Source organism: Sorangium sp. So ce124 (assembly GCF_051525235.1).
Taxonomy (GTDB): Bacteria; Myxococcota_A; Polyangia; order Polyangiales; family Polyangiaceae; genus Sorangium; species Sorangium atrum.
The window spans coordinates 2,068,767-2,092,396 of sequence record NZ_CP150312.1; the positions used below are offsets into that span (position 1 = coordinate 2,068,767).

The 23,630-nt window shown below is 70.5% G+C and carries 19 protein-coding genes; 8 read left to right on the forward strand and 11 right to left on the reverse strand.

Going from position 1 to position 23,630, the window contains the following annotated elements:
• Positions 1-19 precede the first annotated feature (19 nt).
• From WMF19_RS07805 to WMF19_RS07855, 11 genes are all read right to left on the reverse strand, one after another.
• Positions 20-1,687 (reverse strand): FAD-binding oxidoreductase, encoded by a 1,668-nt coding sequence (locus WMF19_RS07805; protein WP_437898503.1) that lies wholly within the window; start codon positions 1,685-1,687, stop codon positions 20-22.
• Positions 1,684-2,670, reverse strand: a complete 987-nt coding sequence (locus WMF19_RS07810) for a hypothetical protein (RefSeq protein ID WP_437898504.1) — start codon at positions 2,668-2,670, stop codon at positions 1,684-1,686. The genes WMF19_RS07805 and WMF19_RS07810 overlap by 4 nt, the downstream gene beginning before the upstream one ends.
• A gap of 42 nt (positions 2,671-2,712) precedes the next feature.
• Positions 2,713-3,549, reverse strand: a complete 837-nt coding sequence (locus WMF19_RS07815) for a DUF692 domain-containing protein (protein ID WP_437898505.1) — start codon at positions 3,547-3,549, stop codon at positions 2,713-2,715.
• An 846-nt stretch (positions 3,550-4,395) separates the two neighbouring features.
• Complete coding sequence (locus WMF19_RS07820) at positions 4,396-5,691, reverse strand: DUF58 domain-containing protein (RefSeq protein ID WP_437898506.1); 1,296 nt, start codon at positions 5,689-5,691, stop codon at positions 4,396-4,398.
• A 5-nt stretch (positions 5,692-5,696) separates the two neighbouring features.
• Positions 5,697-6,662: an AAA family ATPase gene (locus WMF19_RS07825; protein ID WP_437328149.1), complete on the reverse strand. Its 966-nt coding sequence runs from the start codon at positions 6,660-6,662 to the stop codon at positions 5,697-5,699.
• Complete coding sequence (locus WMF19_RS07830; RefSeq protein ID WP_437898507.1) at positions 6,659-8,734, reverse strand: DUF4350 domain-containing protein; 2,076 nt, start codon at positions 8,732-8,734, stop codon at positions 6,659-6,661. Before WMF19_RS07830 ends, WMF19_RS07825 begins: the two co-directional genes overlap by 4 nt.
• A complete protein-coding gene (locus WMF19_RS07835; RefSeq protein WP_437898508.1) occupies positions 8,731-9,528 on the reverse strand; it encodes a hypothetical protein in 798 nt (265 codons plus the stop codon). Before WMF19_RS07835 ends, WMF19_RS07830 begins: the two co-directional genes overlap by 4 nt.
• Positions 9,525-10,505: a stage II sporulation protein M gene (locus WMF19_RS07840; protein WP_437898509.1), complete on the reverse strand. Its 981-nt coding sequence runs from the start codon at positions 10,503-10,505 to the stop codon at positions 9,525-9,527. The genes WMF19_RS07835 and WMF19_RS07840 overlap by 4 nt, the downstream gene beginning before the upstream one ends.
• Positions 10,502-11,353: an RDD family protein gene (locus WMF19_RS07845; protein WP_437898510.1), complete on the reverse strand. Its 852-nt coding sequence runs from the start codon at positions 11,351-11,353 to the stop codon at positions 10,502-10,504. Before WMF19_RS07845 ends, WMF19_RS07840 begins: the two co-directional genes overlap by 4 nt.
• Before the next feature lie 15 nt (positions 11,354-11,368).
• Entirely contained in the window at positions 11,369-11,560 is a 192-nt protein-coding gene (locus WMF19_RS07850) for a hypothetical protein (RefSeq protein WP_437898511.1), read from the reverse strand.
• A 380-nt stretch (positions 11,561-11,940) separates the two neighbouring features.
• Positions 11,941-12,786 (reverse strand): PPK2 family polyphosphate kinase, encoded by an 846-nt coding sequence (locus WMF19_RS07855; protein ID WP_437898512.1) that lies wholly within the window; start codon positions 12,784-12,786, stop codon positions 11,941-11,943.
• Between the two features lie 377 nt (positions 12,787-13,163).
• Here WMF19_RS07855 and WMF19_RS07860 point away from each other — a divergent pair, with 377 nt between their 5' ends.
• The 8 genes from WMF19_RS07860 to WMF19_RS07895 all read left to right on the forward strand — a co-directional run bounded on the left by WMF19_RS07860 (position 13,164) and on the right by WMF19_RS07895 (position 23,578).
• Entirely contained in the window at positions 13,164-15,389 is a 2,226-nt protein-coding gene (locus tag WMF19_RS07860) for a HAMP domain-containing protein (protein WP_437898514.1), read from the forward strand.
• A 4-nt stretch (positions 15,390-15,393) separates the two neighbouring features.
• Complete coding sequence (locus WMF19_RS07865; RefSeq protein WP_437898515.1) at positions 15,394-15,804, forward strand: response regulator; 411 nt, start codon at positions 15,394-15,396, stop codon at positions 15,802-15,804.
• On the forward strand, positions 15,801-16,376 hold the full coding sequence (locus tag WMF19_RS07870; RefSeq protein WP_437898516.1) for a YfiR family protein: 576 nt from the start codon (positions 15,801-15,803) through the stop codon (positions 16,374-16,376). The genes WMF19_RS07865 and WMF19_RS07870 overlap by 4 nt, the downstream gene beginning before the upstream one ends.
• Position 16,377: 1 nt before the next feature.
• Entirely contained in the window at positions 16,378-18,807 is a 2,430-nt protein-coding gene (locus WMF19_RS07875) for a TonB-dependent receptor plug domain-containing protein (RefSeq protein WP_437898517.1), read from the forward strand.
• Positions 18,804-19,121 (forward strand): hypothetical protein, encoded by a 318-nt coding sequence (locus WMF19_RS07880; RefSeq protein ID WP_437898518.1) that lies wholly within the window; start codon positions 18,804-18,806, stop codon positions 19,119-19,121. Before WMF19_RS07875 ends, WMF19_RS07880 begins: the two co-directional genes overlap by 4 nt.
• A gap of 506 nt (positions 19,122-19,627) precedes the next feature.
• Positions 19,628-20,908, forward strand: coding sequence for a PAS domain-containing protein (locus tag WMF19_RS07885; RefSeq protein ID WP_437898519.1), 1,281 nt, complete (start codon positions 19,628-19,630; stop codon positions 20,906-20,908).
• Between the two features lie 124 nt (positions 20,909-21,032).
• Entirely contained in the window at positions 21,033-22,139 is a 1,107-nt protein-coding gene (locus WMF19_RS07890; RefSeq protein WP_437898520.1) for a substrate-binding domain-containing protein, read from the forward strand.
• Between the two features lie 230 nt (positions 22,140-22,369).
• Positions 22,370-23,578 (forward strand): PAS domain-containing protein, encoded by a 1,209-nt coding sequence (locus tag WMF19_RS07895; protein ID WP_437898521.1) that lies wholly within the window; start codon positions 22,370-22,372, stop codon positions 23,576-23,578.
• The last annotated feature ends 52 nt before the right edge of the window (positions 23,579-23,630 follow it).

Genomic DNA, 23,630 nt, shown 5'->3' on the forward strand with positions numbered 1-23,630 from the left:
CGGCGCGCGCGTGCGCCGATCACCGCGTTCCCGCCCGCTGCTTTCGGGACGCCGCGGGCCAGATGCCCTGCTTGCCCGGCGACAGGATGCCGTTCGGGTCGAGCGCGTCCTTCAGGGTCTCATTCAAGCGCCGGAGCGCGTGCTCGTTGAAGCTGAACTGATCGCCGATCAGCTCCATGAAGGCCAGGTGCGCCCGGTACCCGCCGATCCCCTGCCTCCCCATTTCCCTGATCAAGGCGTCGAGCAGCGCGGCGGCGCTGCTCGTCTGCTCCGCGTCGTGCTTCTCGTAGAGGATCGTGAAGACGTGGTTCAGGTGGCGCACGCCGGCGGTGAAGCCGGCCAGGTAGTCGATCCCGTGCTCGCGGGCGCGCGCCTTCACGTGGTTGTAAACCCTCGCCGCCTCGCGCCCGCTGGACGCCACGATCGGCGAGAAGTCGAGGTGCCCACAGTCGTCGCCGCGGAACTTCAGCGCGTTCAAGGAGAAGAACCCCGGGACGCCCGCCAGCCGGCCGGCCGGTCCTTCGACCTCCCAGGCGTGGAGCCCATCCGAGCCCGAGGCGAGATGCTCATGCCCCGTGATCTCGGCGCCGGGGATCCTCGAGAATTCTCGCTGGACGATCCTGAACCGGGCGTCCAGCAGCTCCTTGTCGCCATAGAGGCCGAAGCGCAGGATCCACCACCATCCGATGCCCAGATCCCGGCGGACCTCGTCGAGCACCTCATCGGGCATGGCGCCGGGGCCGTCGTACCAGCGCGAGCGCGGATAGCGGTGCGCCACGTCGCGCAGGACATTGCCCAGCTGCGCGTTGCTCTGGATGATCTCCCGGCGGCGCAGCGACGCGAGCACATCGACGGCCGCCTCGAGGTCGGACTCCCTCTGAAAGCGCACGGTGCATGACATCATGCCGTCCGGCTGAGGCATCAACCAGAGCCCCAGCTTGGTCACGATCCCCAGGTTCGACTGCAGGAACAGCCCGTCCAGCGACGGGCCATACCCGCCCTTGTACATCTGCCAGGTGTTGGCGCCGGGCAACGCTCCCATGCCGGTGCGGACGACGTCGCCGTTCGCCAGGACGACCTCCATCCCGCAGATCTGGGCGGCATGATCGCCGTAGGGGGTGTAGCCGATGCCCCGCTCCAGGGCATTGCCGACGACGCTGCCCCAACCGAGCGATGGCGCGGACATCCAGAGCTTCAGCCGATGCTCGCGGAGATGTTCATAGAGGTCCACGAACCTCACGCCGGGCTCGACGAGGGCGTAGGCGTGCTCCTCGTCGACCTCCAGGATCCGGTTCATCCGCTGCATGTCGAGCACGATGGCCCCGCTCACCCGCGGCGCCGCGCCCCCGTACCCGAGGTTCCGTCCGGTGGATACGGTCCAGATCGGAATGCCGTGCTGATTGGCTATGGCCAGGACGGCCTGCACCTCCTCCACCGATCTCGGAAGCACCGCCCCGGAGCACCGGAAGTCCTCGGAGCTGCCGAACGCATAGGGGTCCTCGTAGGCCGAGAGATCCGAGCCCGGGCCGAGCACCGCGTCGTCGTCGAGCGCCGCGGCGAGGCGCCCGTAGGCCGCGTCGATCCGCCCGGATGAACCGGATGGACGAGATGCCTTGTGCGCCGCGTCCTCCCGGGGAAGGGGAGCCGCCCCCGGTGAGGAATGATGGCGTCGGGCAGCGCTCCTCATGCCACGCTCCGCGGCCCATCGCCGTCGCCTCTGCCGCGCGCGCCCGGCCCTAGGCTCTCCTCGATCGTCACGAAGTTCAGCGCGTAGAGCTTCTGCAGAATTCGACAGCAATCTCGCTCGACGGCGCGCCGCGCGGCGCTGTCGGTCTGCGGCTCGATGATCTCCGCGAGGATCTCCCGGGTGGGCTTCCCGCCGACAGCGCGGGTAAGGAACGACCTAATCATCCGCCCCACGCGGGCCTTCTGCACCCGGTCGGTCACCGCGATCCTCCCGAACAGGAGCAGCGTCGGCGTGGGCTCCGGCTCGGGCGGCGCCTTGCCGTCGACGAGCGCCTGGATGAACGGCAACACGTCGCACGAGAACTCGCGCAGCGCGACGTGCCGGCCCGCGCGAACGGCGCCGTCGAGCAGCTCCTCCTCGGTGACGCTCGGCCTCGACGCGTTCCGCGACTTGAAATCGTTCGAGCTCTCGACGCACGCGGCGTCGGACCACACAATGAACTCGGCGAGCTCGCAGCGCATCACGTCCATGAGGTAGGGGAGCCCGAGCTCCCCTTGGCCGACACGCCGCTCGATGAGCTCGGCGAACCAGAGGGCGTCTCGAAACGCGCGAATCAGGTGCTCGGACCTGATGGGGCGGTAGGTCGCGATGAAGCTCCGCCCCACGCTCGACAGCGCCTTGTTGCGACGGAGAAGCGCGAACGTGGCGGGGAAGTACGTCTCGACGAGGTAGAAGCGCTTGAGGCCCAGCGAGCCCGAGATCCAGCGCAGCCGTTCCCTGTCGAGCGACTGGAGCGCGGACATCTGCCCGGCGCTCAGCGCGTTCTCCTCGGCGAAGCGCGCCGGGTCATCGTAAAAGCGCTCGAACGCCTGAGGATCGGTGAGCAGCCGCGCGAACGCGGTCTGAAACGCCGATGTATCCGTGCCCGTCGCCCGCATCTCCGCTGCGCGCTCCATCGTCCGCTCCTTTGCTATGTGATTCATGACACGTTCCATGGTCCTCCCTCCGGCTGCGCGAGGAACGCCTCACGCCCAAATGGCCCTCGCGCGCTCGACCTCCGCCAGCATCTCGCCGAAGTCGTCCGGCGGATTCGCGTCGCGCTCGATGAGGACGCCGCGCACGGGCGCTCTCCGGCAGAGGTAGTCGAGCAGGTCCCAGACCTCGGGATGGCTGTCGACCGGGTGGTCGTGCGTGTCGACCCACATCCCGTCCTCGTACGTCCCGCCGGCCAGGTGGACCTGCACGACGCGCTCGAGCGGGATCTGGTCGATGAACTCATACGGATCATAGCGGAGATTCCGGGCGTTGACGTAGAGGTTCGTGAGATCGAGCAAGATGCCGCAATCGGCGTCGTTCACGACCTTGCTGAGGAACTCCGCCTCTGTCATGGCGCTTCCGGGGATCCCCATGTAATAGGCGATGTTCTCGAGGAGCAGCGGGACCCCCAGCATGTCCTGGAACTGCCGGGCTTTCGCTGCGCAGCGCGACGCGGTACGCTCGGTGAACGCGATCGGGGTGAGCTGGCCGAGCTCGATCCGGGAGACCTGCGTGAAGCAGAGGTGATCGCTGTACCAGGGGGCGCGGACCGCTCTCGCGAGCTGCGCGATATCACGGCAGTAATCCATGTCGAGCGGCGCGTCGGTGCCGATGGACAGCTCGAGGCCATGAGGCGCTATGGGCAGACGCTCGCTCAGCTCGACGGCACGGGCGACCCGCCCCTCTGTTCGGTAGATGTAATGATCCGCGCAGATCTCGATCCAGTCGATCCGGTCGCGGTGTTGCTCGATCCCGCGGACGAACCAGGGGCGGTAGGCAAGCCCAACGCCGATGCGCGGCAGATCGAATCTCGGCTTCGTGGACATGAAAAGCTCCTCGCGCGCAGGTAAGATGAGACGCCGAGGCAGCGCGGCGAGCGCTGCCTCGGCGCCGGCGGCGAGGGGCGCGCCCCCCGCCGCTCATGTTACTCGTCGTTCACGTAGCCGCAGCAGTGGCAATGCAGCGCGACCTCTCTCACCTCGAGTTCGGCCGGGTCCTCAGGGGTGATCATCTCGAAATCGAATCCACTCTTGTCGGTATTCATCCTGTTTCTCCTTCATCCGAGGCAGATTGGCCTCCTCGGTCATCGGCGGATCGGCGGGCGTCTCATGCGGCGTGATGTCCGCCGCGTCGCGCCCACCGTTCCGTCCTCTGCGCACAGGCCTAATCAAGGGCTGTGCCGCTCACGCGATCGGCATACCAGGCGTGCGCGCGGAGCCGCGAAGACGCCGCCCTGCTCGGCGGCTCACGCACGGCGGGGCGGCGGTGAAATGGCCGGGAAACCGCTGGATCGGCCGGGTTTCACTGGCTGAGCGCGCACGAGCGACGCTCGGGCGGCGGGACGGAGGTGACGAATGTCGCTGTGGCCCGCTCGCCCGTTGGGGCCCCGTGAGAAGCGCAACGACTTGCTCCGGAAGGCAAAACCCCGCTGGTGGAAGGTAACGTGTTGCTCTGCAAGGCCGGCTGAGCGTCGTCGTCGGGGTGATCACGCGGCCGCGCGCGCGCATGCGTCAGCCGGACCCGGCCGCGCGAGCGCCGAGCGCGCCCGCTGCGAGGGCGCGCTTGGCGTCGCGCCCAGCGCAGCCCGGCGGCATGGGCGCGGCCCGGCCGCGCGCGCGGCGGGAGCAGCTCCACGTCGCCCCGCGGAGGTCGGGGCCCGCGCAGGAGCGCAATCAGAGCAAATGGCGCGCTTTGATCTCGAGATACCGGTTGATGAGCTGCCCGGTGAGCTGGCCGGGCGCGACGTCGAGCACCAGCGCGCCGTGGTTCTTGAGGTCGCGCACGAGCCGGTCGCGGAAGCTCGAGAGCTCGGCGGCGGCGCCGCGCGTGTAGGGGTCGACGTCGCCGCCCTCGACAAGCGCGTCGATCTCCACGTCCCGCAGCAGCACCATGAGCGGCAGGTGGCGCGGCATCACCCCGCGCATCAGGCGGAGCAGCTCGCTCGCGGCGACGTCGTCGACGACCTGCGTGAAGAGCACGATCAGGCTCCGCTTGCGCACGCGCAGGCCCACGTGCTGGAACGCCGAGCCGTAGTTGGTCTCCACGAGCTCGGGGTAGAGGTCATACCCCGCGGAGAGCACGTGCTTGGCCGCGCCCGCGCCGCTCACCGGGGGCGCGTAGCTCTTGATGCCGTCGGCGAAGGCGAGCAGGCCAACGCGGTCGCCGCCGCGCGCGGCGACGTGAGAGAGCATCAAGCTGGCGTTGAGCGCGTGATCGAAGAGCGAGAGCCCCTGCGTCTGCGCGGTCATCAGGCGGCCCGCGTCGAGGAGGAAGAGGAGGTTCTGGTTGCTCTCGAGCTGGTACTCGCGGCTGATGATCTTCTTCTGCCGCGCGGTCGCCCTCCAGTCGATGGAGCGGAACTCGTCGCCGCGGCGGTACTCGCGCAGGCGCTCGAACTCGCTCTCGCCGCCGCGCTTGCGCGAGGCGCGCAGCGCCGCCGGATCGCGATCCTGGCGCGCCATGAGCTCGAAGGTGCGCACCGCCTGCACGTCGGGGTACACCTTGACCGGCGTCTCCGCCGGCACCGTGACCTGCCGGATCCAGAGGCCGAACGGGGAGAGGTAGCGCACGTGGTGATCGCCGATCGCGTGCGCGCCGCGGCGGGTGGGGCGCACGTGGTAGCGGGCGGTCGCGCGCTCCCTGGGCGGGACCTCGAGCTTCACCGGCAGGTCGTCGCTCTCGGCGTGATCGAAGAGGTCGTCGGCGACCTCGATCGAGAGCTTGCGGCGGGAGAGCGACCGGATCTCGAGCGTGATCAGGTTGGGGCGCCCGATGGAGAGCACCGCGGGCGCGTGGCGCTTCACCGTGACCAGCGGCCTCCGCGCGAGGAGCGCGTCGATCGCGGCCCAGAGCGCGATGCCCGCGTCCGCGGCGAGCATGGGCAGGAGCAGCGTGCGATCGACGAGCGTCGCCACCGCGAGCCCGAGGGGCACGATCGCGAGCAGGACGAGGGCGCGCGAGGGGATCATCGCGCTCAGGCCGCCGTCTTCGGCACCTTGGCCTCGCGGAGGATGTCGTCGACGCAGTCGTCGGCGCTCACGCCCTCGATCTCGGCGTCGGGGTGCAGGATGAGCCGGTGGCGCAGGACCGCGGGCGCGAGCGCCTTCACGTCGTCGGGGATGACGTACTCGCGGCCCTCGCTCGCGGCCAGGGCGCGCGCGACCGCGAGCAGGCCGATCGACGCGCGCGGCGAGGCGCCGAGGTACACCGAGCGGTGCACGCGGCTCCGGCCGACGATGTCCGCGATGTACTCGATGATGCCGTCGTCCACGCGGATCCGCGCGAGCCCCTCGCGCATCTCCACGAGCTCGGCGGCGGTGGCGACGCGCTGGATCTCGAAGCGATCGAGGCGCGCCGCGTGGAAGCCGTTGACGTGGTTCTTGAGGATGAGCCTCTCGACCGCCTGCGAGGGGTGCTTGACGTTGACCTGGATCAAGAAGCGGTCGAGCTGCGCCTCGGGGAGCGGGTAGGTCCCCTGCGACTCGATGGGGTTCTGCGTGGCGATGACGAAGAACGGATCCGGCAGCGCGCGCGTGATGCCGTCGGAGGTGACCGCGAGATCCTGCATCGCCTCGAGCAGCGCGCTCTGCGTCTTGGCGGGCGCGCGGTTGATCTCGTCGGCGAGGAGGAGCTGCGTGAAGATCGGCCCCTCGTGGAAGACGAAGCGGTCTTCCTTCTGGTTGAAGACGTTGCCCCCGGTGACGTCGCTCGGCATCAGATCGGGCGTGAACTGGATGCGCTTGAAGGTGGCGCCGAGCACGTGCGCGAGGGTGCGCACGAGCAGCGTCTTGCCGAGGCCGGGCACGCCCTCGATGAGCACGTGACCGCCGGCGAGGACGGCGACGAGCGTGTGCAGGATGAGATCGTCCTGGCCGAGGAGCACCTTGCCGGCCTCGCGGCGGAGGAGATCGAAGCGATCGCGGAATTCAATCGGGTTCATGTCGTCTTTCGATCGGAGGTTCGCTGACCGGTCGCGTCGAGGAAGCCCTGGAGCTCGCGCACGAGCTCGAGATCGGCGGCGGCGCCGTCGCGCGGGCCAGGCGAGGGCCGCGCGCCGCGCGAGCTCTGCGGCGCGCGGAGCGAGGAGGCGGGCGCGGCCTCGTCGCGGGCGCCGGAGGCCTCGACCAGCACGCGCATCACCTCGGGCTCGGGGCGGCCGGTGCGCGCGGCGATCGCCTCGGCGAGCGGGATGAGGCCCCGCCGGCCGGACCGGTGCACGCGCTCGCGCAGGCGATCGAGCGCCCAGCTCGCGTAGAGGCCCGCGGCGTGGCGCGAGGCGCGCGCGCGCCGGTAGGCGAGGCCGAGAGCGCGCGCGTGATCGGCGAAGGCGCGGCGGCCCGCGGCGGGCGGATCGCGGAGGCGCGCGAAGGCGCTGCCCTTCCAGAGGTAGAGCAGCGCGAGGAGCAGGAAGAGCTGCGCGATCACGGGCCAGAGGTACGCCTCGCGCACGGCCGCGAAGGGCGTCTCGGCGCCGACGCCGGTCCACTCGTCGACGATCTCGACCTCGGTCGCGGGGGGCGTGAACCGGAGCAGATCGAGGAAGAGCTGCGCGTTGTCGGGGGCCGCGAGCGAGACGTTCGACACGAGCCGATCGTCCGCGACGACGACGACCTTGCCCTGGCCGAGGCGGCGGACGATGCCCGCGGTCGAGGACGATTCGCCTCGGAGGATCATGAAGGATTCGTCGGGCTCGTCGCCGTATAAGTCGACGAGGCGCTTGCCGGGCGGGAGCGAGGCGCGGAGCCCGCGCGACCAGTCCGCGGCGAGCGCCGTCGACGTCTCGGCGTCCTGGGCCACGCGCAGGCCGAGCCCGACCTCGTCGGGCAGGCGCGGGAGCCCGGCGAGGAAGAGCGTGCCGCCCTTGTCGTCCACCCACGCGAAGAGGTCCTTCCACGTTGCGTCGTCGATCGTCGCGCCCGGCAGGACCACCAGCGCGAGCGCGCGATCGGGCGCCGCGAGCGCCTCGCCCCGGCGCCGCGCCTTGAAGCCCTGCTCCTTGAGCACCTCGAGCACCGCCTGGGTGCCCGAGGGCGAGCGGTCGCCGCCGCCCTCGTCGCCGCCCGCGTGCGGCGTGCAGGAGAGCGCGGCGGAGAGGCCGAAGGCGGCGAGCGCGAGCGCGAGCGCGCGGCTCACGAGCGGGACGACGCGGTCCATCACCGCGCGGAAGAGCGGCTCGGAGGGCGGCGTGACGCCGAACTGCACGCCCTCCACGTCGCGCACGATCGACCGCATCGCGCCCTTGAGATCGGGCCGTTCGCGCAGGCTGCGCACGTAATCGCCGTTGGTGCGAGAGGGGTGGATCTCGATGAGACCATCCCCGTCGAGGCGACGCAGGAGCGCGGCGTACGCGTCGTCGATCGCGCGAGCGTGGTCGCCGCGCGCCGCGTGGCCGCGCGCGCGCGCGAGCAGGCGCTGCACGTCGGTCTCGACCTCGCGCTTCGCCGCCTCCTCGGGCGTGGGGCCGCGCGCGGGCGCCTTCTCCTCCTTGGCCTCGTCGGCGGGGGCGCGATCGCGGAGCAGGTTCTTCAGCAGCGCGTGGATCACCCCTCCGAAGAAGACCACGAGCAGGCCGATGAAGAGCACCGACGCGACGACGCTCATCCCCGAGAGATCGACGCGCCTTTCGGGTCCGGGGCGGCGGCGCTCGTCCTCGCTCGGGCCGCGATCGGACGGCTTGCCGCTGGCGGGATGGTTGCCGGACGCGTCGCGACCGCCGCGGCCGCCGCGGCGGGACACGACCGATCGCGAGAGCTCGACGGCGGGCAGCTTGCACGCGGCGGGGAGCTGCGGGCACACGTCGCTCGATCCAGCGATGATCGGGCACCACGCGTGCTCCTCGGGGGTGAGCGGGTAGTCGTCCTCGTGGCAGAAGCGGTAGCGATCGTCCTCGAGGACCTCGCGCACGCTCCAGTGGACGTTTTTTTGCGCGTCCTCCGCCCGGGCGTCCCGCGCGAGCGGCGCGCCCGCGGAGAGCGCGAAGAGGGCGAGGAAGAGGCGCCTGCGGCGGCTCACGCGGCAGCCCTCCTCTCGCCTTCGCGCGCGGCGATCGCGAGGAAGCGGAGCTGGATGTCCCAGCCGTCGGCGCGCGTGCGCGCGTCGATGTAGTGGAGGAAGCGCGCGGTCGCGACGTACGGGATGCCGGCGAAGAAGCCCGCGAGCGCGAAGGGCGAGCCACCGTCGTCGAGGAGCGCGCCGAACGGCTGGCCGAGCTGGAGGATCGCGTCGACGATCGACTGGCCGAGCAGCTCCAGCACGAGCGCGATGCCGGCCTGCGCGAGGAGAAGCGCGATCAGCGCGCCGAGGACCGCGGCGACGCGGCCGGCGACGAAGCGGCTGCTGCGCTGGATGGCGTCGCCGGCGCGCGCGGCTTCGAGCAAGCTGGCCTCGTGGACGAAGACGAGGCGCGGCCAGGCGAGGGGGAGGCCGAGGAGCAGCGGGAGCGCGGCCGCGATGAGCAGGAGGCGGCTCAAGAAGAGCATCCACAGGTACGACGCCAGGCGCTTTCCGAAAAGGCGGAGCACCTGGCCCGCGCCGAGCTCCTCCGAGAAGAGGAGGCGCCCCACCGCCACGGTGAACACGCCCTGCGCGACGCCGCCGAGCGCGATCGCGGCGCCCCACACCTCGGGCCACGACCAGCCCGCCGCGTACCGCAGCGCGAGGCAGCCGGCGAGCATCGGGAGGAAGAGGATCGCCGAGAGCCGCGCGTAGAGGCCGAACGCGATCGACATGCAGAGGCGGCAGGCGAGATCGAGGATCTCGGAGAGCGGGCGCGGGCGCAGCACGATCGCGGAGGCGTCGAGGTTCATCGCGGCGCCTCCTCCGCGGAGCGACCCGCGAGCGCGAGGTAGAGGACGATGAGCAGCGAGAAGACGCCCGAGGCCGCCCACTTCACCGGCGGGGGGAGCCCCGAGGGGGACCAGAAGCCCTCGATCCCCGCGGCGATCAGCAGCATCGCCGCCGCGCCGAGGACCTGGCGCACGATGGAAGGCGCCGCGCGGCGCAGCGAGCCGACGCGCGTGCGGCCGCGCGTCTCGACGAGCGCGTAGCCCATCTCGAGCCCCGCGCCGCCGGCGATCACGATCGCGGTGAGCTCGAAGGGCGCGTGGCTGCACATGAACGTCCAGATGTTGCCGCCGTGGCCCACGCTCATCACGTGGCCGACGACGGTGCCGGTGAAGAGGCCGTTGTAGATGAGGAAGAAGATGCTGCCCGCGCCGAAGAGCACGCCGGTGGCGAAGCAGCGGAAGGCGATGCCGACGTTGTTGAAGACATAGAACCCAGCCATGCCCGTGTCGGTGCCCGCGTCGCGCCCGCTCGGGCCCTCGCTGTACATCTGGGCCATGCCCTGGAGCACCGAGCTCGGGAGCACGTGGGCGGCGAACTCGTCGGAGGCGAGCGCGCCCGCGATGCCGACGAGCGAGGGGAGGAAGAAGAGGGCGCAGGCGATCGCGAAGAAGCGGGCGTTCTGGCGCAACGCGCGCGGGAAATCGCGGGTGAAGAAGGAGACCACGTCCGGCAGGCGGAAGGGCTCCGCGCCGTAGAGCGTCGCGTGCGCGCGCGCGGCGAGCGCGTCGAGGTACGCGGTGAGATCGGGCGTGTAGCGCGCCGCGCGCGCGCGCATCAGATCGGTGCAGAGCGAGCGGTAGAGCGCGGCCAGGCGCGAGATGGCGGCGCCGTCCTTCTTCGCGAGCGAGTCGCCGCCGTCGAGGAGGATGTGATCGAGCTCCTGCCAGTCCTGCCTGCGGGCCGCGACGAACTCGTCCTGGGAGCGGGCGCCGATCACGCGCTCACCTCCTTCTCGCGGCGGGGCCTGGGGCCGCTCGCGGCCCCCTCCTGACCGCGGTGCGCGTGCGCGCGGTAGTGGAGGACGCCGAGGAAGCGCGTCGCGTCCTTGTAGCGAACGCCCATGCGCCGCGCGAACACGGGCGCGGTCATCTCGGCGAGCTCGTTGGCGCGCGCGGGCGAGAGGCGATCGAGGCGGCGGAGGAAGAGCTCGATGGCGTCGAGCTCCTCGCCGGAGAGCGGGAGGCGCGCGGGCAGGCTCGCGAGCTCCGCGGGGCTCGGCGCAGGTCGGAGGGCGAACCGGCCGGCGACGGTGTGGCGCTCCTCGACGATCACGAGCGTGCCGCCCACGAGATCGCCGAGGCGGCGGAAGCGCGGGTCACGGCCCATGACGGCGAGGCCGACCGCGTACGTGCCGAGGAACGAGAGCGGCTCGATGAACGGGGGGAGCAGATCCGCGGCGCGCAGCAGGTTGCGCAGCAGGCTGTCCCCGAAGCGGAGCGGCTGGCCGCCGTCGGTGACGACGCGCAGCGAGAGAGCGCGCTTGCCGGGCGTGCGGCCGCTCCAGAGGGTCTCGAAGAAGACGTAGTACCCCCACTCGATCGCGAAGAGGACCAGCAGCACGAAGCCCGTCGACGCGCCGCGCAGCGCTGGCCCCACGGCGATGCCGCCGATCGCGGCGAGCATCCCGACCGCGAAGACGATGATGCCGCGCACCACCAGATCGATGAGGTACGCGAGCGCGCGCCGCGCGGGGCCCGCGATCTGGTGGCGGAACCGCACGTGCTCCGGCGTCTCGATCTCGGCGCTCGTGTCGAGCGGCTCGCGGAGCGTCTCGCGGCGGATCATGCGGCGAGAGGGCGATCAGGAGCCCGCCTTGGGCGGGGCGAGGACGACCTTGGTGCCGGCGATGCGATCGTGCAGGCAGCGGCGGTCATCGCTGACGCGCTCGGCGAGGATGTGCTCGTCCGGCTCGTCCTCGCCATGGGGGCGCGCGCCGTCGGTCGTCGGTGCAGCGTACGGGTTGTACTCGTGCCTGGGATCGTCGAGCTGCATGCCCCCTGCTCCTCGCCGGAATTGCATCACCCGGGCGACAGCGCGTCAATTGGCCGAGCCGCTCGGCCCCACGCGGCGCACGCGCGGCGGCGCCTGGCCACGGCCTCCCTGAAAGACGAGCACCGTCGGCGAGCCCAGGGCCGTCCCTCCGGCGGTTGCCGTGCACGACCTGCTGACTCCACCGCGTGGGATCACGTGCTGAGATCGTCGACGAGTACAGAAGGCGTCGATCGGCCCCGCCGGCTGGGGAGACTCAATGGTTCATGCAACCACGGAGTCCTTCGCGTGGAACTCCGTGCCACGGCAGCGGGAGCGCCACGCGGGTCGCTGCGTGCGACTTGCGTTCTGCGCCTGCCAGGGCGGATATTGGTCGGGCGCGCTCACCCCTTGCTCCGCCCACCCCGCGACCTCCGGTACTCGTCGAGCTCCTCGCGGCCCGCCTTCCCGTTCCGCTCGAGCGTCTTCAGCCAGCCGTCGCGGTATTCCCGCATCGTCTCCGCCACGGTCTCGGCGACGACGAGGTTGCGGTACCACTTCGCGTCGGCTGGCACGATGTACCAGGGCGCGTGCTTGGACGAGCAGCGCCGGAAGACCTCGTCGTAAGCCTCGGTGTACTCGTCCCAGCGCTCTCGCTCTTTCCAGTCGTTCACGTTGAGCTTCCACGCGGTCGACGGGTTCTCCTCGCGCTCCAGCAGCCGCTCCTCCTGCTCCTTCTTGCTGATGTGCAGGAAGAACTTGATCACGATGGTCCCGTGCTCGGCGAGCAGCTCCTCGAAGTCGTTGATGTGGTCGTAGCGCTCCCCCCACAGCGACTTGGGCGCGAGGTCGTGCACGCGCACGACGAGCACATCCTCGTAGTGAGAGCGGTTGAAGATGGCAAACTCCCCCGCGCGCGGCGCCTGCCGGTGGATACGCCACAAGAAGTCGTGCTCCCGCTCCTCCTTCGTCGGCACGCCGAACGAGCTCACCGCGACGCCGCGCGGGTTCAGCGCGCCGACGACGTTCTTGATCGCCCCGTCCTTGCCGGCCGCGTCGCGGCCCTGAAGGACGATGAGGACGCTGTGCGTCCTCGCTCCCCACATGAGCTCCTGCAGCTCGAGCAGCTCGCCGCCGAGCTCCTTGAGCCGCTCCGCAGCCTCCTGCTTCGTCGCGTCCCGAGGCGGATCGGTCGAGACGTCATCGAGGCGAAACTTCGAATCAGGCTTCGTGAGTCGCGTGATGGGCATGCCCGCGAGCCTACACGATCCCGCAGCGCCGCCCTCCCCGGAGTGACGCGCGACGTCATGGCGCCGCGGCGCGTGGACCCGTCGACGCGTGCACCCGTTGACGCGTGGCCCTGTTGACGCATGGACCCGTTGCCGTTGACGCGACAACAAGCAGACAGCCACATCGGCGGTGGGCGAGGAGAATCCTGTTGCAGAAATGAAATGAACTACGTACCGTCGAGGTCGGAAGGGCATCGCCGTGCGCCTGTCCTCGCCCCCTCGGGTGCCTCCGATGGTGCGCCTGGCGAAGCTTCTGCCGTGGAGGGGGCGCGGATGACGCACGCTCTTGGATTCGACCATTTCTTGGCTCGGATACGGCCTGCCGCGCCGAGCGCGTGATGCTGGTCTCTGCCCCTGGTCCCCGGCCCCGAGCGGCTCACCGGCCGCGCTCTGGCGTTCACCTCGGCATCGGCGTCAAGCTCGCTGCAGCGACCGTGGTCGTCCTCACCAGCGTTACCGTGCTGGTCGCCAATCAGGTGATCCAGAAGACACGGGATGACCTCGTGTCAGCGAAGGCGAGCGTCGCATCGATGATGGCGGATCTGCTCTCAGGGTCCCTGACCGCGCCGCTCGACTTCGGCGATCGCGACACGGCGCAAGGCGACCTCGACCAGCTCCGGTCGAACCGCGCGCTCATCGCCGCGGTCGCGTGGGGCAGCGACGCCGAGCCCGTCGCCAAGATCGGTCAGCCGGAAGGCGGCCTGTCGGCGTTCACCGCGCGGGGCGCCGAGAACCAGGTCCTGGAGCGCGAGATACGCGTCGCCCGCCCGATCTTGCGCGACGACGGGCGGCGCCTCGGGACGCTCGTCCTCGTCTTCTCCCTCGAGCCCGAGAACGCCGCGTTCGCCGCGGCGCGCCGCAACATCCTCGCGTTCGCGGGGATCGTCGGCGCGATGACGGCCTTCCTGCTCCTCGCGTTCGCGAGGTGGCAGATCGTGCATCCGCTGTCGCGGCTCGTCGACGCCGCGCGGCGCGTCGGGGAGGGGGATCGCGCCGTCCGCGTGAACGTCCGCAGGAACGACGAGCTCGGCCGGCTCGCCGACGTCTTCAACGCGATGAGCTCGGCCATCCTCGAGCGCGAGGCCAAGCTCGAGATGGCCACGAAGAGCCTCCGCGAGCTCTTCGACAACATGCGCGAGGCCATCGTGGCCTTCGGCCCCGACGGGCGCCTGGGCAGCGAGGCCTCGAAGGAGGCCAGGCAGCTCTTCGGCGACCGCGCCGCGGAGGGCAACCACGTCGCGGAGCTCCTCTACCGCGGCGGCCCGCTCTGCGTCGAGAGCCAGGCGCTCCGGCAGTGGGTCGACGCGGCGTTCGACGCGGAGGTCGACGCCTTCCCGGAGATCGCCGAGCTCGCCCCGCGCGAGGTGTGGTTCGAGCGCGCGCCGGGCGACCGCAGGTTCCTGCGGATCGAGCTCTGCCCCATCGTCTCCGGCCAGAAGATCGCGCGCATCATGCTGCTCGCGACCGACCAGACCGAGCTCAGGCGCCTCGCGGAGAGCGTCAAGACCAAGGACGAGGAGCACGCGCGCCAGATCGCCGCCATGCGCCGCCTCATCGCCGGCGGCGGCCAGGTCTTCGTCCGCTTCATCGAGATCTCGCGCGAGCGCGTGGCCCGGTGCAGCGAGATCCTGAAGCCCGGCGGGGAGCTCTGCCCCGCGGACGTCGACGAGCTCCTGCAGCAGCTGCACACCATGAAGGGCGAGGCCCGGTCGTTCGACCTGGAGCGCCTCGCGGACGAGATCATGGCGCTCGAGGACGAGCTCTCCATGGTCCAGGTGCGGGCGCGCTCGGAGGACAGGCCCTCGGTCGAGGGGCGCTCGGCGTCGTGGCGGTCGCGGCTCACCCGCGTCGCGGACGAGCTCACGCGCGCGCAGGAGACGTTCGTCGACGCCTCGCCCGTGGGCAGCGCGATCCTCGATCAGATCACGGTCCGCCGCACCGACGTCGCCCGGCTCGGCGAGCTCGTGGGCCCGCAGGGCGGCGAGGCCGCCGAGATCGTCCGCCGCCTCGCGGCCCGGCCGTTCGGCGAGGTGCTCGCGCCGCTCGTCGAGCGCGTCCCCCGCTGGGCCGAGCGGGAGGGCAAGCGCGCCTGCCTCGAGATCGACGGCCGCGAGGCCTCCATTCCCTCGGATCTCGCCCGCCTGCTGCCGGGCGTGCTCCTCCACCTCGTGCGGAACGCGATCGCCCACGGCATCGAGACCCCCGACGCGCGCGTCCGGGTGGGCAAGCCCGAGGTCGGCGTGATCCGCGCCAGCTGCATCGAGGATCGGCCGCTGCCCACCCTCCTCGTCGAGGACGACGGCCAGGGCATCGACTTCGACGCCCTCGCCACGCGCGCCGGCGTCGATCCGAAGGATCTGCGCCGGACTCGCGAGCTCCTGTTTACCCCCGGCGTGAGCACGAAGGGCGACGTGAGCGACCTCGCGGGCCGCGGCGTCGGCCTCTCCGCGGTCCGCGCCGATCTCCTCTCGGTCGGCTGGCTCATCGAGGTGGACGCGTCGCGCCGGACCGGCGCGGCGTTCGTGATCCGCCCCCAGGCTGCCCCTCTCAGCAACGGAGAATGACTCGATGTCTCAAGGCGGACGCATCCTGGTGATCGATGACAGCGAGATCGTGCTGATGCGGATCCGCGTCGAGCTGGCGAGCGCCGGCTACGAGGTGGTCACGACGACGCAGCTCGTGGGCACGGCCCGCCACCTGCGCGGCTGCGATCTCGTCATCGTCGACTTCTTCATGCCGGGCCTCGACGGCGCCGCCGTCCTCCGCTCGCTCAAGGCCGCGGTGCCCGAGGGCGAGAAGCCGCCGCTCTTCTACCTCTACACAACGGACGCCGAGGCCGGATCGCGGTACGCGGAGCTCGGCTTCGACGGCGTCTTCAGCAGGAAAGGCGATCTCCTCGCCCTCACCCCGCAGGTGCAAGCCGCGCTCCGCATCCGCAAGCTCGCCGGCCTGTCGCGCGGCAAGGAACGCAGGACATGACGCCTCGCCGGCGCGCCCTCGTGCTCGGCCTCTTCGTCGCCGCCGCCCTCGTCCCATTCCATGTCATGGCGGAGCCGGCGACGGCGCCCTTCGCCGTGCAAGCGGAGATCGTCACGCGCATCCTGCCGTACGACAGGGGCTTTTCCGAGCGGGTGAAAGGACAGGTCTCTTTCCTTTTGCTCTCCCGGGCGGGCGACGCGGACTCGGCGAGCGCCGCGCTCCAGATGAGGAGGGCGCTGAACGACATCGGCAAGGTCCGTGACAAACCGATCCGCGTGGAGAGCGCCGAGTACTCGAGCGCGTCCGAGCTCGCCGCGGCGTGCCGCGCGCACGACATCAACGTCGTGTACATCTCCTCGGGGCTCGGCAGGGAGGTCGCCGCGATACGCGGCGCGCTCACGGACACTGGCATCCTGAGCTTCGCGGCCGTGGAGCCCTACGTCTCGCAGGGGGCCGTGCTCGGCGTCGACGTCGCGGACGGCAAGCCGCGCATGAGCATCAACCTCGCGCAGGCGCGGGCCCAGCACATCGACTTCCCCGCTCCCATCCTCAAACTGGCAAGGATCTATTGACGTGAGCTCGACCCGTCTCGCACTGCTCTGCGCCGCGTCGATCGCGTGGTCGACCACCTCCTCGCGGGAGGCGCGGGCCGAGGACGTCAGCTCGCTCCTCGAGATCCTCGAAGAGAACGTCGTGTCCGGCGCCTCGCGCTCCGCGGAGCGCGAGAGCGACGCGCCCGCCATGTCGTCGGTGATCACGGGCGCGCAGCTCAAGCTCTTCGGCATACGGCGCCTCGCCGACGCGCTCACCTTCCTCGCGAGCGGCGTCTTCGCGCACGACCGCATGTCGGTCCCGGAGGTCGGCGCGCGCGGCGTCGCCCTGACCCGGGACTCGAACAGCCACGTGCTGATCGTGCTCGACGGCATGGTCGTGAACGAGCAGGGCGGCGGCGCCGTCTTCCTGCACGATATCCCGATCGAGATCGTCGACCACATCGAGGTGGTCCTGGGCCCTGGCTCCGTGCTCTACGGCGCGCAGGCCATGCTGGGGGTCATCAACGTCGTCACGAAGAAGGCCGCCGATCACCAGGGCCTCCGCGCCTCCCTGACGCTCGGGGCGTCGCCGCCGCTCGACGAATCGGGCAACATCAGGGCGCCGGACGTCGAGGGCATCGGGGGCGAGGGCACGGCGGCGCTCGGCTTCGGGCGCCGCTTCACGCTGCTCGGACAGCCCGCGGGCGTGGTGGCGGCTGTCGACATGCACCGCTTCGAGGGGCCCGAGGTGAGCTTCCCGAAGCAGCGGCTCCCGGTCCTGGCGGACGGCGTGTCCGTCATGGATCTCGGCTCGCACGCCGAGCCCGGCTTCTGGGGCGGCACGGTGGAAGAGCAGTGGTTCCGCCGCAAGGCGGGCGCCTTCGTGCGCCTCGACGCCGGCGACCTGAGCGCCGTCGCGCAGGCGACGCGCTCGTCGTGGGCCGCGCCCTTCATGGATCTCCACGAGAACCGCGTCGGGGCCTTCGACGACGCGCGCAACGACAACACGCAGACGATCGTCCTGACCAGCGTGCGTTATCGCGCCCGCCTGAGCGAGCGGCTCGAGGGCGTGGCGCGCGGGTACTTCGGCTTCAGCCGGATCGAGCGCTCGCGCTACGTGGTGGGCCACGACCCGCTCGTGCCGCACGTCCCGATCGACGTGCTCGATCCCGAGCAGTGCCCGCGCGGCCCGTCCGGGCCCTGCCGGAAGGACGCGCTGTTCCTCTCCCGCTGGGTCGGGCTGGAGCTCCAGGCGCGGTACGACTGGGCGGGCGACGGCGCCTCCACGACCATGGCGGGCGTCGATGGGCGCCTCCGCACCTCGGCCTTCGAGTTCGTCGCGTTCGACGAGCTCACGGGGAAGAGTTATGGCTCCGACCCGGCGCGCACGCGCTGGCACGGCGGCGGATACCGCCTCGAGGACGAGGCCGCCCTCGGGGCCTACGTGCAGCAGACGCTCCGCCTGTTCCGGCCCCTCTCGCTCAACGCCGGGATCCGGGTCGACCTCGACTCGCGTATCCCGCTCGAGTACGTGGCGAACGCGATCTCGCCGCGCGCCGCGCTGATCCTCACGCCGGATGAGCGCGTGTCGCTCAAGCTCATCTACTCGAGCGCGTTCCGCGCCCCCAGCTTCGTCGAGCTCTACACCGTGAGCGGCAGGCTCCTGCCGAACCCGGACGGCCTCAAGCCGGAGAAGGTCTCCTCCCTGGAGGCGGTCTCGTCGTTCAGGAGCGGCGCGTACTCCTTCACGGCCGGCGGCTTCTACTCGGACTGGCGGGACGTCATCGAGCTCCAGCTCCTGAGGGCCAAGGCGCCCAGCGTCTCGAGGTACAACAACGTGCCAGGCATCGAGAACTACGGCGCGAACCTCGGCTTCGAGACGAGCTTCCTCGAGCGGAAGCTGCGCGTCGGCGTGAACTCCACGTTCGCCGCGACGCGACGCCGCATGTCCGAGCAGCAGATCACCCGGAACGCGCGGTTCGGCACCGGCGACGACGTCCCCATCACGGTCGCGCCGCAGGTGTACGGCAACGCCCGTGTATCGTACGAGGTCGGCTCAGGGGCCGTGTCCCTGGCGGCCGCTTACATGGGCCGGCGGATCGCCGACCAGGCGTACTATGGCGGCGATCCGTCGAACATCGCCCCTCGCCCCGAGGTGCCGCCGCAGCTCGAGCTCCGCGCGGCGGTGACGGGCGCGATACCCGGGGTGAAGGGCGCCGGGTACACGCTCGGCGGGCAATACGCGTTCTCGGGCCATGAGCCCTACGTCGTCGGGCCCAACCAGGGGCAGCCGCGCTACCTCGTCGAGAGCGGCCCGACCGCGGATTTCGCGCTGAAAAACCGCCTCACGCTCTTCGCCGGGATCGAGCTCCACCTCGACGACGACGACGCCGCGGGCAGCCCGGCCGCTGCGGCCAGGTCCTCCTCCATCGCGACCGTCGGGCGCGCGAGCCACGGAGCTTCACCGTGAAGAGCACACGTTTCCCTGCGCTCCTCCTCCGCTTGTCGGCCACGACAGGCGTCCTGGCGGGGGGCTGCGTCGAGGTCGGCCACCCGATCGAGGTGGGCTGCTTCGTCGAGGCCGACAACCCGAACTGCTTCGACACGGGCGTCTCCGCGAGCTCTTCGCAGGCGAGCGGAGCCTCCTCGACCGGCGGAGGCGGCGTGAGCGCCGATGCCGGAGGCGGCGCAGGCGCGAGCGCCGATGGCGGAGGCGGCGCAGGCGGTGACGGCGGCTCCGCGGGCTCAGGCGGCGCTGGCGGCGCGGGCGGCGCAGGGCTGTGATCGCGGGCGTTCTCTCGCTCCATGACGCTCGATCGCGTCAGCCCGTCCGCCAGATGAGGGGCCGAATGGTCCACCGTGGAGTCATCTCCGACGGTATCCTACTGGTGACTGGCATGCTCTCCTGCGGGAACTGCCACGGTCGGCATCGTCATGAACGAGGACGGAAAAGGCATTGACAGCCCATTTTGTTTCACTTAGTCGTAATAATGAAGCCGAGCTGGAGCGCCGATCAGGCTGAAACCAGAGAAGTGCCAAGGCGCCAAAAGACGCCAGAAGACGTCAACAGACGCCAAGATTTTATGTTTTTCTTGGCGTCTTTTGGCGCCTCGGCGGTTCAATTTCTTGCCGTTTTGCATGCGGTTTCAACCCGTTTGTCGCTCTAGACCGTTGTAGCGCCATCATGGAGGGGGATCGTGCTCTATCGAGATTCGTCTGATGGCATTCAGGACGACCGGACGCCTCTGACGAAGTGCGACCTCTTGCCCTGACCGGGCAGAAAGCGCTCGATGGAAGTTCCTGTGAAGCCCGTGATGAAGGATACCGAGGCCAGCCGGACGCAGAGCGCGACGATCTCGCGAGCCCAGCGGATACTCGACGCTTTGCCGGCGATGGTGTGTGTCCTGGACCTCGCGGGACCGCGGCTCACCGGGCACAACGCCGCGCTCGTCCGGGCGCTCGGCTGCACGGGTGAAGAGCTCCTCTCGCGGGGCGTCGAGGCGCTCTCGGCGCGCATTCACCCCGACGATCTCGCCGGCCTCGCCGCGCGCGCGGCCGAGCTCGCCGCGGCGCGCGACGGCGGGGTCGTCGAAGGCGAGCTGCGGGCGCGGACCGTCGAGGGAGGGCGAGAGGAGCGACTCTTCGCCGTGCGCGCGGAGGTCTTCACGCGAGGGGACGACGGCGCCGTGCGCGAGGTCGTCGTCTTCGCCGAGGACGTGACAGCGCGAAAGCGCCGCGAGCAGGGCGGTCCCAGGAGAGATGCGGTGCTCGCGGCGCTCTGCGACCGCGCCCCTGTCATCATGTTCGCGAAGGACCGTGACGGCGCCTTCCTCCTGGCGAGCCGCTCGATGGAGGATCTCGTCGGGGCGACCCCGGGCAGCATGCTCGGAAAGACCGATGGCGACTTCTGTCCGCCGGAGGTTGCTTCTATTTACAAAGATGTCGAACACCTGGTGCGCAGGACCGGGGCCCCGTTCGAGGCCGAGGAGATCGTCCCGCAGGCCCAGGGCGATCGGACCCTGTACACGATCAAGTTCCCCCTCCGCGGCGAGGGCGTCCCGGAGGGCGCGGTCGCCGGCATCTCGGTCGACATCACGCGGGTCAAGGCGGCGGAGCGCGAGCGGGAGGCGGCGCGGGACGAGCTGCTCGCGGCGCAGCAGGACACGATACGTGAGCTGGTGACGCCGCTGTTGCCGATCGCCGAGGGGGTGCTGGTGATGCCGCTCATCGGCTTCTTCGACAGCGCGCGGGCGAGCCGGATCATCGAGACGCTGCTGCAGGGCGTGGAGAGGCACGCGGCCCGCATCGCGATCATCGATATCACCGGGGTCAAGGCGGTGGACGTCCAGGTGGCCGAGATGCTCGTGCACGCCGCGCGCGCCGTCGGGCTGCTCGGCGCGCAGGTGGTGCTCACCGGCATCCAGCCGGCGATCGCGCAGACGCTCATCGAGCTCGACGTCGACCTGCGGGGCCTGGTCACGGCGGGGACGCTGCGGAGCGGCATCGCGTATGCGTATCCGGTCGGGCAAGCGCGCGGTGGACAGGAGCCGCGCCACGTGCGCCGTGAATGAGGGCGAGGCGCGCCGAGCGCGCGCCATCGCAGGGTGGTCCCGGATGTCGGCGCGCGCACAGGCGCGCTGAACCGTCAGGGGACGGTGAAACGGATCGAGCTAGTTCGAGAAGAGGAGGGGATTCATGGTCCATCGCGCCATCTTGGGGGGCATCCTTCTGGCGACCAGCGTGCTTGCCTGCAGCTCCAGCGAGAGCACGACGGAAGCGCCGCTGACCATCGCTTACATCACGCACAACAAGTGCAATCGGTTCCACGATCTGGGTCGCGCGGGCGCCGCGCAGGCGCAGAGCGAGCTGTCGACGACGAGCACGCGGCCGGTCAACGTGATGATCCTGGACCCTGAATGTCCGGAGCTCACGGAAGACGGCAAGCCCCTGGACCCCGACGACGCCTGCTACCTTGCCCGGCCGCAGATGGATGTGCTGCAAGAGGTCATCGACATGAAGGTGGACGCGATCTCCGTCGATGTCTTCAGCGGGGACTGCGAGAACGACCTCATCAACAAGGCGGTGGACGCCGGCATCAAGGTCGTCACGTACGGCGGCGACGCTCCGGCCAGCAAGCGCCACACCTACTACGGCATGGACAACAAGGCCGCTGCCGCCTTCCTCATGGATGCGCTCGCGACCATCAACGGCAAGACCGGCAAGATCGCCTTGCAGACGATGATGGATGAGGACGGTAACGGAGGCTACACCCCCACCCCCGCGGGGACCTTCATCGACCGGCTCGCCGGTTTCTCCGAGGCGCTGAAGAAGTACCCGGACATGACGAACGCCGTGAGCCTCCCTTGCGTGTGCTGCGACTACGAGAACCCTTTCTGCGCGCAGACCGCGGAGGAGGCCCTGGCGAACGACCCGGAGATCACGGGCTTCTTCTTCTCCTACAGCAAGCTCCTCGGCGAGCCCGACCTCGCGGCCAACGCGCCGACGCTCACCGCGAGAGCGAAGGAGAAGACCATCCACTCGGTGGCGTTCGACACGCTGCCGGAGTACATGGATCGCATGCGCGCGGGGTACGTGGACGTGCTCCTCGGTCAGAAGCTGTTCGGCTGGGGCTACGATACCGTCATGCTCGCGTACGATCTGGCCACCACCGACCGGCAAGTGAGCGCCTTCACCGACGCTGGCTGGTACGTCGTCTGTCCGAACAACCTGGAGGAGTTCGAGCGCAACACCCAGGCGATGGACTACCGGACGCCTCTGTCGAAGTGCAGCTTGCTCCCCTGAGCCCGGGTTGCTCAGCCTGGCAGGCCGCATTGCGTGACGCGCGCTGCGATCGTCGCTTGTGCGGGTAGGCCAGACCACGGCGCAGCGCCGGGCGGCCGCGACAGGGAGGCGACGCCGCGTCTTCGATTTCGCCGCGCGCGCGCCGTGGGTATGTATCATGGATCGAGCTCTGGCCCGCGCGTCCGCCGCCCGGGCCTGGAAGGAGCCGCCAGGAGGAGAGGCCTGCCGCGATGAAGGAGACCAGGGCCAAGGAGCAGCAAGACGCGCTCGGCGCGCGAGCCCGGAGGATGCTTGACGCGGCGCCGACGATCCTGTGTGTCGTGGGCCTCGACGAGCGGCGGCTCATCGCACACAACGCCGCCCTCGCCCGCGCGCTCGGCTGTACGGACGAAGAGCTCTCGACACGCGGCGTCGAGGCGCTCTCGGATCGCATCCACCCGGGCGACATGGCCGGCCTCACCGCGAGCGCGGAGCGGCTGAAGGGGGCGCGGGACGGCGAGGTGATCGAGGGCGAGCTCCGGGCGCGAGGTCGCGAGGGAGACGAGCGCATCTTCGCGGTGCGCGCGGAGGTCTTCGCGCGAGGCGAGGATGGATCCGCGCGCGAGATCTTCCTGTCAGCCGAGGACGTGACGGAGCGAAAGCGCCGCGAGCAGCGCCTCCACAGGAGCGAAGCGCTGCTCGCGACGTTCTGCGATCACGCGCCGGTCCTCCTGTATGCAAAGGACCGGGAAGGAGCCTTTCTCCTCGTGAGCCGCTCGGTGGAGGAGCTCGTCGGGGCGACCCCGGGCAGCATGCTCGGAAAGACCGACAGCGACTTCTTTCCATCGGAAGTTGCGTCTATTTACAATGACGTCGATGACCTGGTGCGCAAGAACGGCGCCCCGTTCGAGGCCGAGGATCCCGTCCCTCACGCCCGAGGCGAGAAGACGTTCTACTCGATCAAGTTCCCCCTCCACGGCGAGGGCATCCCGGAGGGGTCGGTCGCCGGCATCTCGGTCGACATCACGCGGGTCAAGGCGGCGGAGCGCGAGCGGGAGGCGGCGCGGGACGAGCTGATCGCGGCGCAGCAGGACACGATACGTGAGCTGGTGACGCCGCTGCTGCCGATCGCCGACGGGGTGCTGGTGATGCCGCTCATCGGCTTCTTCGACAGCGCGCGGGCGAGCCGGATCATCGAGACGCTGCTGCAGGGCGTGGCGAGGCACTCGGCCCGCATCGCGATCATCGATATCACCGGGGTCAAGGCGGTGGACGTCCAGGTGGCCGAGATGCTCGTGCACGCCGCGCGCGCCGTCGGGCTGCTCGGCGCGCAGGTGGTGCTCACCGGCATCCAGCCGGCGATCGCGCAGACGCTCATCGAGCTCGACGTCGACCTGCGGGGCCTGGTCACGGCGGGGACGCTGCGGAGCGGCATCGCGCACGCGCTGAAGCGGACGTGACAGCAGGCCGCCCCGCGCCCGCAGGCGCGTCGCCCCGCCGCGCGGGCGCCTG